13 protein-coding genes are annotated in these 14,761 nt (G+C 60.2%); 2 read left to right on the top strand and 11 right to left on the bottom strand.

Annotated elements, in window-relative coordinates; translation table 11 throughout:
* Positions 1-26 precede the first annotated feature (26 nt).
* Genes JNB85_RS10185 through JNB85_RS10195 form a run of 3 tightly spaced genes read right to left on the bottom strand, consistent with a single transcriptional unit; the run spans position 27 to position 3,225 of the window.
* Positions 27-953, bottom strand: a complete 927-nt coding sequence (locus tag JNB85_RS10185) for an ABC transporter permease (protein WP_220334203.1) — start codon at positions 951-953, stop codon at positions 27-29.
* Positions 953-2,083: an ABC transporter permease gene (locus JNB85_RS10190; protein ID WP_220334204.1), complete on the bottom strand. Its 1,131-nt coding sequence runs from the start codon at positions 2,081-2,083 to the stop codon at positions 953-955. The genes JNB85_RS10185 and JNB85_RS10190 overlap by 1 nt, the downstream gene beginning before the upstream one ends.
* Positions 2,084-2,103: 20 nt before the next feature.
* Entirely contained in the window at positions 2,104-3,225 is a 1,122-nt protein-coding gene (locus JNB85_RS10195; RefSeq protein ID WP_220334205.1) for a BMP family ABC transporter substrate-binding protein, read from the bottom strand.
* A gap of 306 nt (positions 3,226-3,531) precedes the next feature.
* Between JNB85_RS10195 and JNB85_RS10200 the strand changes: the two genes are divergently transcribed.
* Both JNB85_RS10200 and JNB85_RS10205 read left to right on the top strand, forming a co-directional pair.
* A complete protein-coding gene (locus JNB85_RS10200) occupies positions 3,532-4,239 on the top strand; it encodes a GntR family transcriptional regulator (RefSeq protein ID WP_220334206.1) in 708 nt (235 codons plus the stop codon).
* 175 nt (positions 4,240-4,414) lie between these two features.
* Positions 4,415-4,789: a DoxX family protein gene (locus JNB85_RS10205; protein WP_220334207.1), complete on the top strand. Its 375-nt coding sequence runs from the start codon at positions 4,415-4,417 to the stop codon at positions 4,787-4,789.
* Positions 4,790-5,156: 367 nt separating this feature from the next.
* Here JNB85_RS10205 and JNB85_RS10210 read toward each other — a convergent pair whose 3' ends face one another.
* The 8 genes from JNB85_RS10210 to JNB85_RS10245 form a co-directional block, all read right to left on the bottom strand.
* On the bottom strand, positions 5,157-6,194 hold the full coding sequence (locus JNB85_RS10210) for a porin (protein ID WP_220334208.1): 1,038 nt from the start codon (positions 6,192-6,194) through the stop codon (positions 5,157-5,159).
* Between the two features lie 512 nt (positions 6,195-6,706).
* The gene (locus tag JNB85_RS10215) at positions 6,707-8,383 is read right to left on the bottom strand and encodes an ABC transporter ATP-binding protein (protein WP_220334209.1); all 1,677 of its coding nucleotides are present in this window, start codon (positions 8,381-8,383) and stop codon (positions 6,707-6,709) included.
* Entirely contained in the window at positions 8,380-9,324 is a 945-nt protein-coding gene (locus JNB85_RS10220) for an acetamidase/formamidase family protein (protein WP_220334210.1), read from the bottom strand. Before JNB85_RS10220 ends, JNB85_RS10215 begins: the two co-directional genes overlap by 4 nt.
* 66 nt (positions 9,325-9,390) lie before the next feature.
* Positions 9,391-11,010: an ABC transporter substrate-binding protein gene (locus JNB85_RS10225; protein ID WP_220334211.1), complete on the bottom strand. Its 1,620-nt coding sequence runs from the start codon at positions 11,008-11,010 to the stop codon at positions 9,391-9,393.
* Positions 11,011-11,035: 25 nt separating this feature from the next.
* A complete protein-coding gene (locus JNB85_RS10230) occupies positions 11,036-11,956 on the bottom strand; it encodes an ABC transporter permease (protein ID WP_220334212.1) in 921 nt (306 codons plus the stop codon).
* Entirely contained in the window at positions 11,956-12,804 is an 849-nt protein-coding gene (locus JNB85_RS10235; protein ID WP_220334213.1) for an ABC transporter permease, read from the bottom strand. Before JNB85_RS10235 ends, JNB85_RS10230 begins: the two co-directional genes overlap by 1 nt.
* Complete coding sequence (locus JNB85_RS10240; protein WP_220334214.1) at positions 12,805-13,386, bottom strand: ANTAR domain-containing response regulator; 582 nt, start codon at positions 13,384-13,386, stop codon at positions 12,805-12,807.
* Complete coding sequence (locus tag JNB85_RS10245) at positions 13,383-14,516, bottom strand: transporter substrate-binding protein (RefSeq protein ID WP_220334366.1); 1,134 nt, start codon at positions 14,514-14,516, stop codon at positions 13,383-13,385. Before JNB85_RS10245 ends, JNB85_RS10240 begins: the two co-directional genes overlap by 4 nt.
* Positions 14,517-14,761 lie beyond the last annotated feature (245 nt).

Genomic DNA, 14,761 nt, shown 5'->3' on the forward strand with positions numbered 1-14,761 from the left:
TCCGTTCATGCCTATGTCGTTGGGGCTCATTTCGTCAGGGAAAGCGCACCGGGCGCGCCGGCGAGCGAACGGGTGGGTGAGGAGGTCGCGATCATGATGACCAGCGTCAGCACGTAAGGGGTAGCATAGAAGAGGTAGTAGCCCTGTGTAACGCCGACGGACTGCAGCGCCGGACCCAGCGCGCCCGCACCGCCGAAGAGAAGAGCGGCAAGAAAGCAGCCGATCGGGTTCCAGCGGGCGAAGATGACGAGCGCGACGGCCATCAGGCCCTGACCGGAGGAAATTCCCTCATTCCAGGAGCCGGGATAATAGAGCGAGAGATAGGCGCCGCCGATGGCCGCCAGCGAGCCGCCGACGGCTGTGGCGAGCAGGCGCACTCGATCAGGGTCGATGCCCATGGCACGGGCCGCATCGGTGCTGTCGCCAACGACACGGAGGATGAGGCCGATACGGGTATTCCTGAATGCCCACCAGAGGATGAAGGCGAGGGCTGCGCCAAGCAGGAAGAGCACGTTGATATTCAGCGCCGCCTGGATCTGCGGTAAGCTGGACCAGAAGCCGAGCGGGATGGCCGGCAGGTGCGGCGCAGCCGGCTGGATGAAGGGCTTGCCGAGGAAGAAGGCAAGGCCGAGCCCGAACTGCATCAAGGCGATGCCGATTGCGATATCGTTGACCTTCGGCCACTTGCAGATCCAGCCGTGGACGAGGCCGAAGACTGCGCCCGTTGCCATGGCTGCGAGCACGCCGAGCCAGGGCGAATTGGTCATGACGGCGACGGCGTAAGCCGTCATGGCGCCGAAGACGAGCGTGCCTTCAAGCCCGAGATTGATGCGGCCGGACCGCTCGGTGATCGTCTCGCCGAGGCTGACGAAGATGAAGGGCGTGGAAACGCGGATGGCGCCTGCGAGGATGGCGAGGGGCACGCCCCATATGCCGATGCCTGTCTCTTCCATCAGAGGCTCCTTTTCCAGAGGTCGGGATTGAAGATCTTGAAGCGGCCGTAGAAGGTCTCGCAGAAGAGGATGACGATGAAGAGCGTGCCCTGCAGCACCAGCACGGTGGCATCGGGCAGACCCGTGCGCCGCTGGATAAGTCCGCCCGAGGCATCAATGCCGCCGAGCAGGATGGCAACCGGAATGATCGCCAACGGATTGTGACGCGCGAGGAAGGCGACGAGGATGCCGGTATAGCCGTAACCTGCGGCGAGTGATGCATTGGCGCTGCCTTGCACGGCGGCAACCTCGACCATGCCGGCAAGCCCGGCGAAACTGCCGGCGATCGCCGTGAAGCCGGCGATCAGCCTGCCGACAGCCAGGCCCTGGATCTGGGCGGCGCGTACATTGCCGCCAGCGATGCGGGCGGCAAAGCCGAAGCTCGTCATCTCGATCAGAATCCAGGAAAGGATGCAGGCGGCGATACCGACGACAAGCCCCCAGTGCACATCCATGCCCGGGATGTTGCCGAGCATATATTCTGATGGTAACGGTTTGGTGGAAGGCTTGTTGAGACTGGCGGGATCGCGCAGCGGCCCTTCGACGAACTGGTTCATCAGGGCAATGGCGATATAGGAAAGCAGGAGCGACGAGATCGTCTCGTTGACGCCGCGATAGTGGCGCAGGAAACCGGCAAAGCCGATCCAGATGCCACCGACCGCCATGGCGGCAATCCCCATGAAAATCAGCGTAAGGAAAACAGGCGCGGTGCCGACAAGCGGCATGGCCATGGCCGCGGCGGCAACGCCGCCCAGCACGACCGCTCCTTCCCCGCCGATGATGACGAGGCCAAGGCGGGCGGGCAGGGCTACGCAGAGTGCCGTCAGGAGAAGGGGTGCGGCACGACTTAAGCTGTTTTGCACCGAAAACCAGCTGCCTAAGCCGCCGGTATACATGAGCTGAAAGAGCATCGCCGGCGATTTGCCATTCGCCAGGATGAACAGGGAGAAGAGCGCAAGACCTATCAGGATGGCCGCGAGGCCGATGACAATTGGCTCGGCACGTCGCGCGATCCATTCGAGGACGGGGAGCAGCAACGCGGTTTTTTCGGAAGCGACTGAGATTGCGGGATCATTGGCCTGGACAGTCATGGCGCTTCTCCCTTGTCGGTTTACGCCGTCGATCCGACGACGCCCTCGACCAGATAATTCATGCTCTCGAGTTCGATCGCCTCTTCGGCGTAGCTCTTGTCAGCGGTCACGACCGAATTGCCCTTGTTGTCCTTCAGCGGTCCCTTGAAGACCGAGAAACCGCCCTTCATCATCTCCGCATGGGTAGCATTGAAGGCCTGGCGGCCTGCCTCGGAAACGCCTGGTCCGAGCGCGCTCATCTTGACGAAACCGTCCTTCAGGCCGCCGCGGACGAAATTGCCAAGCTTTTCACCGGCCTGAGCCTTCTTGACGAAATCGCTGTAGACATTGCCCCATGCCCATTCGGCACCGGTGAGATACTTTTCCGGAGCAAGCGGGCTCTGGTTGGCGTGATAGCCGCAGACGAAGGCGCCGCGGCCGGCGGCCGTCTCGACGATGACCTTCGGACTGTCGACGTGGCAGGTGATGACATCGGCGCCCTGATCGACCAGGGCGTTGGTGGCTTCGGCTTCCTTGACGGCAAGCGACCACTCGCCGGTAAAGATCACCTGGCAGGTGATGGTCGGATCGACAGTGCGGGCGCCGAGCAGGAAGGCGTTGATGTTCTGCAGAACCTGCGGGATCGGTTTGGCGGCAACAAAGCCGATCTTCTTGCTCTTCGTCGCATGGCCGGCAGCTATGCCGTTCAGGTACTGGCCCTGGAAGATATAGCCGAAATAGGAGCCGGTATTGACCGGGTTTTTGCCTTCCTGCCAGAGGCCGCCGCAATGGCGGAACTGGATGTCAGAATATTTGGCGGCCATGGCCAGCATGTGGGGGTCGAAATAGCCGAACGATGTCGGAAAGAGCACGGTCGCGCCATCGAGATTGATCATCGACTCCATCGTCTTCTGAACATCGACGGTCTCCGGTACATTCTCTTCTTCGACGACGGTAACACCTGGAAGCCCCTTGACGGTTGCGGCGCCCTCGGCGTGGGCCTGGTTGTAGCCATAATCATCCTTCGGGCCGACATAGATGAAGCCGACAGTGAGGGATGCTTGCGCGAGCGCACGCGCAGATAGGAGGCTGGGGGCGGCGCCGACCAGGGCGGCAGAGGCCTGAAGGAAATGGCGGCGGCTCATGGAAAGGAGTTTGGTCATCAGGAATGCTCTCCTTGCGGCGTTTTGCCGGTTCAATTGGGTGCAGAAAAGTGTATGCAATCGTCATGCCAGATTTTATTCTACTGAATTCATTAGTGGTATTTAAAAAAACCGCGGGCTCTGTAAAAAAGTGTATGCAATTTTGAGCAACTTAAGATCAAAAACTGTGCATAGCCTATAAAAGTAGCTAGAATTGGCGCCAGATACCTCTGTTTTCTGTATTGTAGAGTCACGAATACAGAATTTATTCATAAAAACAAGTAGTTGCAGCGATATTTGACTTTGCTGCGCCAACAATGCATGTGTATGCATCAGTCAAATTGGCAGAATCGTTCCTTGAAGCAGATCAGGCGCAGAGAGATCATCCGAACAGGAACCACCGTCGAGCAGATGGTGCGAGCAATTGCCGATATGATCGTGACCGGGCAGTTGCTGCCGGGCGACAAGCTTGACGAGATCTCGTTGGCCGCCCGTTTCGAAGTCTCGCGCACGCCAGTACGCGAGGCGCTGCGCGAACTCGGGGCAATGGGGCTTGTCGATCGCGAGCCGAATCGCAGCGCTGTCGTCACCAACGTAACCGAGACCTATCTGCACTCGATGTTCGAGGCGATGGCGGAACTCGAAAGCGTGTGTGCGCGTCTAGCCGCCGAGCGGATGACTGTTGACGAGCGACGCATGCTGGAAATGGAACATCGTGCTTCCGCTCGCCTCGTGCATCAGGGTGCGGAAGAAGACTATGCTGCGCATAATACCGAGTTCCACACGCGGCTCTATCGCGGTGCGCATAACGAGCATATTTATGAACTGGTAACCCAGAGCCGGGCTCGGCTTGCGCCTTTCCGCCGTGCGCAGTTCCGGCTGCCAGGCCGGCTTGCGAAATCCTATGACGAGCATGACATGATCGTGACCGCGATCATGCGGGCAGATGGCGCAGCCGCTGCAAAGGCTGCCTATTCGCATGTGGAAATCGTCAGCGATGCCAGCGTCGTGTTTGTTTCGTCGAGAGAGAAATAGCTGCCGCGGGCGTGCCGACCGCATAGTGCAGCAAGCACGAGCCGTCCCGTTTGGAATTGCAGGCGAGACCAGACGCGGGAAGGCCAAATCCCGATTGCGAGGTCGCTGCCGAATTGACAATATCCAGGCGACATCATAGTCCGGGTTATAGCCGGCAATTGAAAAGGCAGTGATAATGTCGATTTGGATCGGGCGAATTCTGTCGACGATAGTTGTCGTTCTGCTTCTTGCCGATGCGGCGACCAATTTGTTTGCACCTGTTTTCATACGGGCGGAAATGGAAGCGACCGGTTTTCCCATTAGTCTCGCCCCGGTGCTCGGTATTATTATAGCGATCTGCACGATCCTTTATGCCGTTCCGAAGACAGCCTTCCTTGGTGCGATATTGATAACCGGTTTTCTCGGTGGCGCTATCTGCACGCAATTTCGCCTGGGCGAGTTTTTTACCCCTCCCCAGATCGTCAGCCTGCTTCTCGGCATCGCCGTCTGGGGTGGCTTGTATCTGCGCGACCCGAGACTGCGCCAGTTGATGCCGCTGAATATGGTTTGAGCGGGTCGCGATCCCGCCCTGGAGTGTGAAAGCGGGAGGCTGTCGCTGCCACCTTTTCTAAGACAGACGCGCTCACCCGATCTGGGGCCAGGGCGACCATCACGCTTATCGATTGCAATTTTCTCGATGGAAGTCGACGATTGGGTTCTTCAGGCTATCGGACGGCAATACAGTCCTGCCAATTAAAAGCTCGCCCTCGGGTGAGGGCGAGCCCATACCATCTACAGGAGTGGAGTTCTGTATCGATGGGTGAGGCCGATCCAGCAGGGAACCGGACCGACCTCTTTCTTCTGAATTGGAGGTCACCAAACCAGAAGCTCGTGATGAAAAACCCCGAGATGTGATCCCGGGGTCTTCAGTGTTCAAATTAGAACGAGCGCTGCAGACGGAAGTAACCGGTGGTTACGTCGTCGCCATCTTCCGGATCCAGGTACTGGACGGAAGCCTTGGCGTAGAAGTTGTCGACGATCTGGTAGTCGACCGTGAGACCGACCTTCCAGGCATCGCCGAGACCGTCGAAGTCATCCGGAACAGCAGAGGCGCTGCCGAAGTAGTTGCCGTAGTACTGAACGCCGGGGGTGATCTTCAGCTTGTCGGTAGCCTTGATGGCGTACTCGGCAGCAACTGCCCATTCGGCGATCGAGTAGTAGGAGTTCGGACCGCTGGAGTAGACAGCAGCGAGGCCGAGCGTGCCCGGGCCGAGTTCAGCCGTACCCATAGCGCGGATAGCGCCGTCTTCGTTGTCGAAGTCGTAGCCGCCGGTGACCTGGTAGCTGAAGGCGCCGGCCGTGCCGCCGATGCCGAAAGCAACGCCGACGTTGTTGGGCTCTTCGCCATCCTTGAAGACGCCGTCTTCCAGTTCGTCGACGCTGAGGCCAGCGTAGAAGGAACCGGTTTCGTACTGATAACGGAGCGAGTTATGCAGCGTTACGTTGGAGCCGATGTCGTCCGTTTCGCCGGAGAGACCGTCGTCCCACCAGGAGTAGAAGAGACCAGCGCGGAAGCCCGCGATGTCGAGGTAAGCGGAGTCGAGGATCGTCGACTGGTCAGACGCGTTGTCGGCGTTGGCCTGAAGAACGATCACGCCGGTGAGCGGACCGTATTCGGTGTCGCTCTTGGCCGTGAACTGAACCTGACCACGGGTTACAGCATCCCAGCTGGAGTCGTTCGGGCGAGCGTCGGTTTCGCCAGCGCTCGGGCCGACGTTAACCTGGAAACGGATGTAGCCTTCGATCTTCAGGCAGGTTTCCGTGCCCGGGATGTAGAAGTAGCCGGTGCCGTAAGCGTCGCAGACGCGAACGTACTCAACCGGTTCCGGCTCGGCAGCGACGATTGCGTCTGCTGCGAATGCCGGTGCAGCGATGAGGGCAGCTGCGGAACCAAGCAACATCATACGAATGTTCATGGAAAGCCAATCTCCTAAGTTCGAGTGCGTTCCACGAAAGAACGTCCCCTCTGATAAAACCCGATCAATTCGGTAGGGCCTAAAATAGCCGAAAGGGGGGAGGGCTCAACAACGAATGCTCTCATTTTATAGCGAATTCTAACTAAACCGTGATGTGTGTGACAGAAGTACAACAGTCCTGAGGCGGGTATTAACAAGAGGTAAAATGGAACGGCGAAATATTGCTGTTTTAGCACTACTTAGCCGGATTGGCCGCGCCCAAATGGACACGGGTTCTGCGCCTCAATACCGAACTTTATCGCAAACCGATCCAGATGCGAGCTTGTATTCGCGCATTCGAGCGGTGCGATAGACGGAAAATGCGGCTGGCCGACGGGAATAGCGGCATGCACGATCGGCACTCGATCGTACCGCGATTCGATACAAGCGATGATTCGACAGAGACCGAGAGCAAGCCTCGTGAAAGAGCACGCGGTTTCAGAGGGCGCGCTTCTATATCTGTGATCCGAATCTCAAACCTGCGCGCGCCGCGCTTCAGGATCGGGAACCGGAACGGCAGCCATCAGTGCCTTCGTATAATCGTCCGTCGGGTGTTCGAAGATCTGGCGACGGGTGCCGGTCTCGACGATCCTGCCGCCACGCATGACGGCAACCTTGTGGGACATGCGCTCGACAACCGCCATGTCGTGCGAGATGAAGAGGTAGGAGAGCCCCATGCTTTCCTGCAGTTCCAGCATCAGATCAAGCACGCGGGCGCGGACGGATACGTCGAGCGCCGCAACGCTTTCATCGGCGACGATCAGCTTCGGCTTGAGCGCAAGGGCACGCGCGATGCAGATGCGTTGGCGTTGGCCGCCGGAGAACTCATGCGGATAGCGCGTAGCGGCATCCGGCGTCAGCCCGACACGGCGCAGGAGCTCTGCGATCCTGTCATGGCGCTCGGATTTAGCGGCAATGCCGTGGATGACTAGCGGTTCTGCGATCGCAGCGCCCACCGACATGCGAGGGTCAAGCGAAGCATAGGGATCCTGAAAGATCATCTGCGCCGTGCGGCGTATGGGCCGCATTTTTCGATGGCTGAGGCCTGCAATGTTGCGGCCGTTGATGACCACATCGCCTGTGAAAGGAATGAGGCCGAGGACGGCCTTGCCGGTTGTCGATTTTCCCGAACCGCTTTCGCCGACGAGACCGAGTGTTTCGCCCGGCAGAATATCGAAGGAGACGTCGGTGACTGCCGCGGGCGGCGCCTTGTTCTTGAAGATAAAGCTCTCAGCCCCACCATAAGTGACATTGAGACCACGCACATTCAGTACCGGTGCGCGATCGGGATGCAGGGTCTCGACACTGCGTGACGTGATACGCGGCGGACCGTCCGTGCCGGTAAAAGCACCGAGACGCGGCACGGCCGAGAGCAGTTGCTGCGTATAGGTCTGGCGCGGCGCGCGGAAGATAGCGACAGCATTGTCCTCTTCGACGATGCTGCCATTCTGCATGATGATGACGCGGTCGGCCATTTCGGCAACGACGCCCATGTCATGAGTGATCAGGATGATCGAGGTGCCGAACTCCGACTTCAGCTCTCGCATGAGTTTGAGAATCTGTGCCTGTACCGTTACATCGAGTGCGGTAGTCGGCTCGTCGGCGATCAGCACCTTGGGACGGCACGAGAGCGCCATGGCGATCATCACGCGCTGGCGCATGCCGCCCGAAAGTTCATGCGGATATTGCTTCAGACGTCTTGTCGGATCGGTGGCCTGCACGGCATCGAGCATCCGCAGTGCGATCGCCTCGGCATTCTCGCTGGCCTGATGTTCGCGGATTGCTTCCATCAACTGCGCGCCGATCGACATGACTGGATTGAGCGAGGTCATCGGCTCCTGGAAGACCATGGCGATATCGCCGCCGCGTACGCTGCGCATGGCCCGGTCGGAAAGTTTCAGCAGGTCGCGTTCGCCGAGCAAGATGCTGCCGGAGGCGACTTGAAGCGACGCCTTCGGCAGCAATCCCATGATCGACAGCGACGTCACCGATTTGCCGGAGCCGGATTCTCCGGCCAGACAAAGCGTTTCGCCGCCTGCGAGGTCGAAGTTGATATCTCTCAGAACCGGTTTGCGGCCCTCCGGGGTTCGCGCATCGACGCTGAGATCACGAACGCTGAGAACAGGCGCGGCGGGTATGGCTTCAATCACGCGAATACGATCCTCGGGAAGTAGAAGGAGACGACCCAGTTCGGCATATCGACGATTTCGCTGATGCGCAGATCGCCGCAGACAGAGCAGAGCAGATAGGCATCGATGGCACTCATGCCATGTTCAGCAGTCAGAAGATCGATCATGCGCATCACGCTTTCGCGTGCGCCGGTCATCAGGTCCGGACCGATGCCGGTCGTGACTTCATAGCCGGCGCCATCGAGATGGCGGGTGACGGGTCCGGTGGTGGTGAAGCGCGGCGTCTGTAGGCGTGCATCCTTGACGAGCTCGATCGTCGCCTCGACATTCATCTGACTTTCGATCGCGGTGCCGCAGACTTCGCCGTCGCCTTGGGCAGCGTGCGTGTCGCCGATAGAGAAGAGAGCGCCTTCGACCTCGATCGGCAGATAGAGAGTGACACCAGCAGTCAGGTCGCGGATATCCATATTGCCGCCGATACGGCGTGGCGGCACGACGGAATGCGTGCCGGGTTCCGCCGGGGCAACCCCGATCGTGCCGGCAAAGGGTTTCAGCGGTACGCGGCCGCCAGGCCCGTAAAGGGCTGGCGTCATACTGTTGGCGTCGTAGGACCAGACGTGCAGTGCCGGTTCCTTGAATTGGTCGGCAAGCAGGCCGAAGCCGGGAATATTGGCCGTCCAGCCCGCACCCGAGGGAATGAACTTGCGCAGCGTCACCTTTAGCGCATCGCCGGGCTTGGCGCCCTCGACGTAGATCGGGCCGGAAACCGGATTGATCTTGCTGAAATCCAGATTGTTCAGCGTCTCCAATGTTGCGTCGCTGCCGAGCTGGCCGCCGGAGGAGTCCAAGCATTCGAAATGGATCGTTTCGCCTGGCTTGGCGACGACGGCGGGTGCAAAATCCTTGTTCCAACCTAAATTATGCTGGGCGCGGTGAATGGTGTGGGTGCAGGCAATGCACATAAGGTGTCTCCCTCGATTTTATGGAGCCTTCCCGACTGGACCGGGAAGGCGCTGTTTCCTTAGGGCTTATTGCTTCACGTGGATCGCGTCGTAGTTAATGACGCGGGTCGGGTCGATGTAGATATTGTCAGCGCCGCCCATGCGCAGCGACTTGGCTACGACGCGGCGCTCGTTGATGACCGGAACCCATGGCGCATCGGCCATGATGTCGGTGAAGATCTTGCCCCAGGCAGCGATACGCTCTGCAGACTTTGCCGGGTCGGACATGGAGTCGGCGGCAACTGCACGCTTGTCGAGATCCGCATTGCAATACCAGGACCAGTTCCAGCCGCCCTGAACAGCGCCGGCGCAACCGAGGATCGGGCCGTAGAAGTTCGAAGGGTCCGGGAAGTCGGCGATCCAGGCCATGCCGCCCGACCAGATCATCGGCGCTTCGCCTTCCGTACCGCCGGCCGAAATGACGTTGGCTTGGGCAAGCGCGCGAACTTCAGCCTTGACGCCGACGGCTGCAAGATCCTGCTGGATCGCCTGGGCGATACGCGGCTGTGGATCGGTGTTGGTCGAATAGAGCACTGTCTCGAAGCCGTCTGGGAAGCCCGCTTCCGCCAGTAGAGCCTTCGCCTTGGCAGCGTCATAGGCATAGCCTGTAAAGGACTTGTCGTAACCGGGCATCAGCGGCGGCAGCGGCTGGTCGGCAGGCGTTGCGCGGCCGTTGAGGATGCGCGTGATGCGCTCCTTATTGATGGCCATGTTGATGGCCTGGCGCACTTTGACGTTATCGAAGGGCTTCACCTTGGTGTTCAGCGTGATGTAGCCAGTGTGAAGCTGCTCGCCATCGACGATCATCTGTGCGCCATCGGCAGAGTTCTTGATCTCGATGAATTTTGCGGGCGGGATACCGTCGCCGGCAATATCGACTTCACCTTTCTGCAGGCGCAGCAGTGCAACCAGCGGCTCCTGCCCCACTTCGACCTTGAAGCTGTCGATATAGGGCACACCTTTGACGAAATAATCCTTGTTGCGCTCGAAGACGAGCTGCTGGCCGATCGTCCAGTCCTTCAGGATAAAGGTGCCGGAACCGATAGGCTTCTTGCCGAAATCGCCGCCGGCGGCTTCGACCGCTTCTTTCGGCACGACCGAGGCGAAATTGATCGCGAGCACGTGCAGGAAGGTCGCGTCAGGACGCGACAGGTGGAAGATGACAGTGTTTTCGTCGGGCGTCTCGATGCCCGAGAGCGTTTCGGCCTTGCCGCCGGTCTCATCCTCGAAGCCTTGGATGGCGCCGAAGAAGCCGGCGCCCGGGCCTTGCGTCTTCGGGTTGACTGCGCGCTCGATCGAATATTTCACGTCGGAAGCGACGACTTCACGGCCGTTGGAGAATTTCACGCCCTTATGCAGCTTGAACGTATAGGTGAGGCCATCCGGCGATACCGTGAAGCTTTCGGCGAGCGACGGAATCGGGTTCGGCGTGCCCGGTTCGTAATCCATCAGGCGCGAATAGAGGCTCTTGATCATCGACCAGTTGACCCAGTCGTAGCCGATGGCCGGGTCGAGCGTAGTGATGTCGTCCTTGTAGGTGACGACGATATCGCCGCCTTGCTTGGGCGTTTCCTGTGCCGTGGCAGCGAAGGGGGCGAGCGCCACCATCGTTGCCATGGTTGTGTGTCGAAGCCAGCGTTTGAACATTCGGGTTCCCCTTCTTTGGTTGCTGTCAACGTGTACGGATGCGTGGATCGATAAGCGGGGCCACCAGGTCGGCGAGCAAGTTGCCGATGACGATGGCAAGTGCAGATGTCAGCGTGACGCCCATGATGATGGGTATGTCTACCTGCTGGATTGCCTGCCAGGCGAGTTGACCAATGCCCGGCCAGCCATAGACCGCTTCGACGACGACCACGCCGCCCATGAACTGGCCGATATCGATACCGATCATGGCGATGATCGGCAGGATGGCGTTTGGCAGGGCGTGGCGGAAGATGATGCGGCGCGAGGAGAGGCCCTTAGCCCGCGCCGTGCGCACATAGTCCTGATTGAGCACGTCGATCATCGCGGATCGCACCATGCGCGCATACCAGCCGGCGCCGAGGACGCCGAGGGTGGAGGCTGGCAGTACGACATGGGCGAACGTGCCATAGCCGCTCATGGGTAGCCATCCGAGCGTTACGGCAAAGACATAAAGAAGCAGCAAGGCGACGACGAACTGCGGCGCTGAAACCCCGACAAACGAGGCCGTCATGACGAGCCGGTCGACGGAACCGCCGCGGCGGACGGCGGCGATCGTGCCAAGCGTCAAGCCGAGAGCGACTTCCACTAGGATGCCGGCTAGCATCAGGACGAGCGTTGCCGGCAGGCGGGCGGCGATCAGTGTCCAGACCTCTGTCTTCTGCGCATAGGAGCGGCCGAGATTGCCGTGCAGCAAGTTGCTCAAGTAGGTGCTGAACTGGACGAGCAGCGGCTGATCTAGGCCGAGTTCGTGACGGATGTTGGCGACCGTCTGCGCTGTAGCACTGCGGCCGGCGATCATGCGCGCTGGGTCGGCCGGCAGCGCATAGAGCAGCACGAAAGTGATGGCGGCAACGCCAAGAAGAATGAGGGCGGCCTGCACGAGCCGGCGAAGGATGAGGGAGATCATCAGCCTCTCCCCCGCTGGGTCGGATCGAGAATATCGCGTAGCGCATCCCCGACCAGATTGAAGGAGAGCGCCGTCAGCAGGATGACCGCACCGGGGAAGAAGACGAGCCACGGGGCTGCCTGGAAATAGCTCTGGCTCTCGAAGATGATGTTGCCCCAGGACGGCTGCGGCGGCTGCACTCCGATGCCGAGGAAAGAAAGCGTCGCCTCAAGCAGCACGGTCGTGGCGATGCCGAGCGTGCCCCAGACGATCGCTGTAGGCACCAGATGTGGCAGGATATGCAGGAAGAGCACGCGCATATGCCCGGCACCGAGCGAGCGCTCGGCCATGATGAAATCACGCTCCACCAGTCCGCGCGTCTCGGTATAGACGATGCGGGCGACCTGAACCCAGTTGACGAGCGCAATCACCATGGCGACGATCCAGAGGCTCGGCCGCAGCAAGGCGGCAAGCACGATTGCGAGCAGCAGCGCCGGGAAAGCCATCATCAGATCGGTGAAGCGCATCAGGATATTGCCGAGGACGCCGCGCAGATAACCGGCAAGGATGCCGATGAAGAGGCCGATCGCGACCGCGATGCCGTTGGCGACGAGCCCGATGACGAGCGAGGTGCGCGCACCGAAGAGCATGCGCGAGAAGAGATCGCGCCCCAGCGTATCGGTGCCAAGCAGATAGGGGCCGCCGGGCGGCAGGGGGGCGCCTTCCAGTGACAATCCGTCGAACATCTGCTCGTCGGGATTGAAAGGCGCGATCCAGGGGGCCGCCACCGCAAGGCCGATGACGATAAGCACGACGATAAGGCCAAAAAGGGCGGTCGGCTGCCTTAAAATGGCTTTCAATACACGCATTCAACCCGCCTCCGGCAACGGTTCTATGCCACCGATGATGAAGGCAGCGATCTGTTCCATGGGCAGCCGGCGACGCATGGCGCAGTTACGCAGGATCGAATAGGCGCGCTCTTCATCGACGCCGTGCGCCTTCATGAGCTTTTCGACGGCGGCATGAACCAGCGGTCGCAGGCGCACGCGCTCTTCGAGATATTGCAGGCGCTCGGCCACACCCTTGCGCTCCTGATGAATCGAGACGGCCATGACGAGGGCCGGATAGACGGCGGAGGCAGCAATAGGCTTGGCGATAACAGCGCCGGCACCCTGGCTGAGCGCCCAGGCGATACGGCCCGGCGCTTCCGAGCCGAGCAATGCGACGACGGGGCATGTCGGAACGGCACTGCTCCAGGGCAGGAGATCATCAAAACCCTGGTCGGCATCGACGATAACTAGATCGGGTACGCTTGCCGCTGAAAGCGGCGCCCATTGCAGGGTTGCCGAAAGCCCGAGAAGACGCAGCTGACGGATCAGCCTTTCGGTATTGCCGTCCTCGCGGTGCAGGACGACGGCATGCCAGCCGGTGAAATTGGGTGTTTCCTTCATGATACCACCCGCAATTTCGGCGAAGACGTCTTGCTGCGGCCGGTCAGATAGGGATCGGCGGCGAGTGGTGGGCGCGAGGCGATCACATCGAAGCCGTTCTGAGCGTTGATGCGACCGAGATGGAAGGGCAGGGCGGCGTGGTTCGTCTCGCGGTCGATGTTGAGCGCGCCGAAGGGTGTCGCCCAGCTCTTGCCGTACAATTCCCGGCGCACTGCGGAAGGCTCGTCACCGCCGGCCGCCACAATCGCATCGACGCAGAGCCGCACGGCTGCATAGGCACTGGCAAAGACGCTGGAGATACGGCGCTCGGCGCCAAAATGGGCGACGATCCGCTGCTTGAATTCGGCGTTTTCGGATGTCGCGACGCTGTCGAAATAAGAGGCGGCACAGAGCTGGCCGGTGGCGGCACCCGGTGGGATATCATCGAGCTCGCACTCCATCAGGTCGCAGCTGACAACAGGGCAATTCTCCGGCCGGAAAGTCGGGTCGCGATCGGCAAGCCGCCGGATCGCCTCGTGGAAAGCATAGCTCGAGGGGCCGATCAGATTGTTGAGGATGAAACTCGGACGGCGCTGCTCGATATCGGTCACGATGCGCTCGACCGCGGTTTCCTCGAGCGGCAGGTAACGCTCTCCGAGAACCTCGCCACCGGCATTGGTGGTGAGTTCACGGGCAAGCCGATTCATCTCCCAGCCCCAGACATAATTGGCCCCGACAAGATAGGGCCGATTGCCGTAGCGTGGGATCAGGTGCTCGAAAAGCGGCAAGAGATGCTGGTTGGGGCAACCGCCGACATAGATGACATTCTCATTCGCCTCGAACCCTTCGTAGGGGCACATATACCAGAGCAGCCCGTCATGTTTTTCGATAAGCGGAATGACCTCCTTGCGAGCGGCCGAGGTGATGGTGCCGACGATATGGCGGCAGCCGGCACGCAGCAGACGACGGGCGCCTTCGAGATAGGCGGCAAGATCGGCTTGCGGATCAAAGAAGATCGGTTCGACCGGCCGGCCGCTCGCCGCGGCGAATTCGGCAATCGCAAATTCCGCGCCAGCGCGCGCGTCGCGCCCCATGGAGCCGTAGGGGCCGGTGGTGGAGTAAAGAATGCCAATTTTCAACGCATCATTCATCTGCAAGCCAAAAACCAAAAACCCCATGAAGGCGTCCCATCCGCGACGGGGCCATCATGGGGCGAAACTGCCCAGCGACTATCGAAGTCATGTAAGAATGCGGAGGCGCTCTCTGCCTAATCCGCAGGCTTGAATAAAATACAGGCAGTCCGGTTTTGTCAAGCGTGTGGCAGGCGAAATCCGGGACGGTGCGGTGAGATCACAGCTGGGGCTGAAGACCTGAAGATGAAGCTCTCGTGCCGTGC

The sequence above is a fragment of the Rhizobium mesosinicum genome (assembly GCF_019511345.1).
GTDB lineage: Bacteria > Pseudomonadota > Alphaproteobacteria > Rhizobiales > Rhizobiaceae > Rhizobium > Rhizobium mesosinicum.

Coding starts and splice junctions, on each gene's coding strand:
- JNB85_RS10220 (WP_220334210.1), bottom strand. CDS start 9,324: ATGTGCATTGCCTGCACCCACACCATTCACCGCGCCCAGCATAATTTA.
- JNB85_RS10195 (WP_220334205.1), bottom strand. CDS start 3,225: ATGACCAAACTCCTTTCCATGAGCCGCCGCCATTTCCTTCAGGCCTCT.
- JNB85_RS10240 (WP_220334214.1), bottom strand. CDS start 13,386: ATGAAGGAAACACCCAATTTCACCGGCTGGCATGCCGTCGTCCTGCAC.
- JNB85_RS10210 (WP_220334208.1), bottom strand. CDS start 6,194: ATGAACATTCGTATGATGTTGCTTGGTTCCGCAGCTGCCCTCATCGCT.
- JNB85_RS10185 (WP_220334203.1), bottom strand. CDS start 953: ATGGAAGAGACAGGCATCGGCATATGGGGCGTGCCCCTCGCCATCCTC.
- JNB85_RS10230 (WP_220334212.1), bottom strand. CDS start 11,956: ATGATCTCCCTCATCCTTCGCCGGCTCGTGCAGGCCGCCCTCATTCTT.
- JNB85_RS10200 (WP_220334206.1), top strand. CDS start 3,532: ATGCATCAGTCAAATTGGCAGAATCGTTCCTTGAAGCAGATCAGGCGC.
- JNB85_RS10225 (WP_220334211.1), bottom strand. CDS start 11,010: ATGTTCAAACGCTGGCTTCGACACACAACCATGGCAACGATGGTGGCG.
- JNB85_RS10245 (WP_220334366.1), bottom strand. CDS start 14,516: ATGAATGATGCGTTGAAAATTGGCATTCTTTACTCCACCACCGGCCCC.
- JNB85_RS10235 (WP_220334213.1), bottom strand. CDS start 12,804: ATGCGTGTATTGAAAGCCATTTTAAGGCAGCCGACCGCCCTTTTTGGC.
- JNB85_RS10190 (WP_220334204.1), bottom strand. CDS start 2,083: ATGACTGTCCAGGCCAATGATCCCGCAATCTCAGTCGCTTCCGAAAAA.
- JNB85_RS10205 (WP_220334207.1), top strand. CDS start 4,415: ATGTCGATTTGGATCGGGCGAATTCTGTCGACGATAGTTGTCGTTCTG.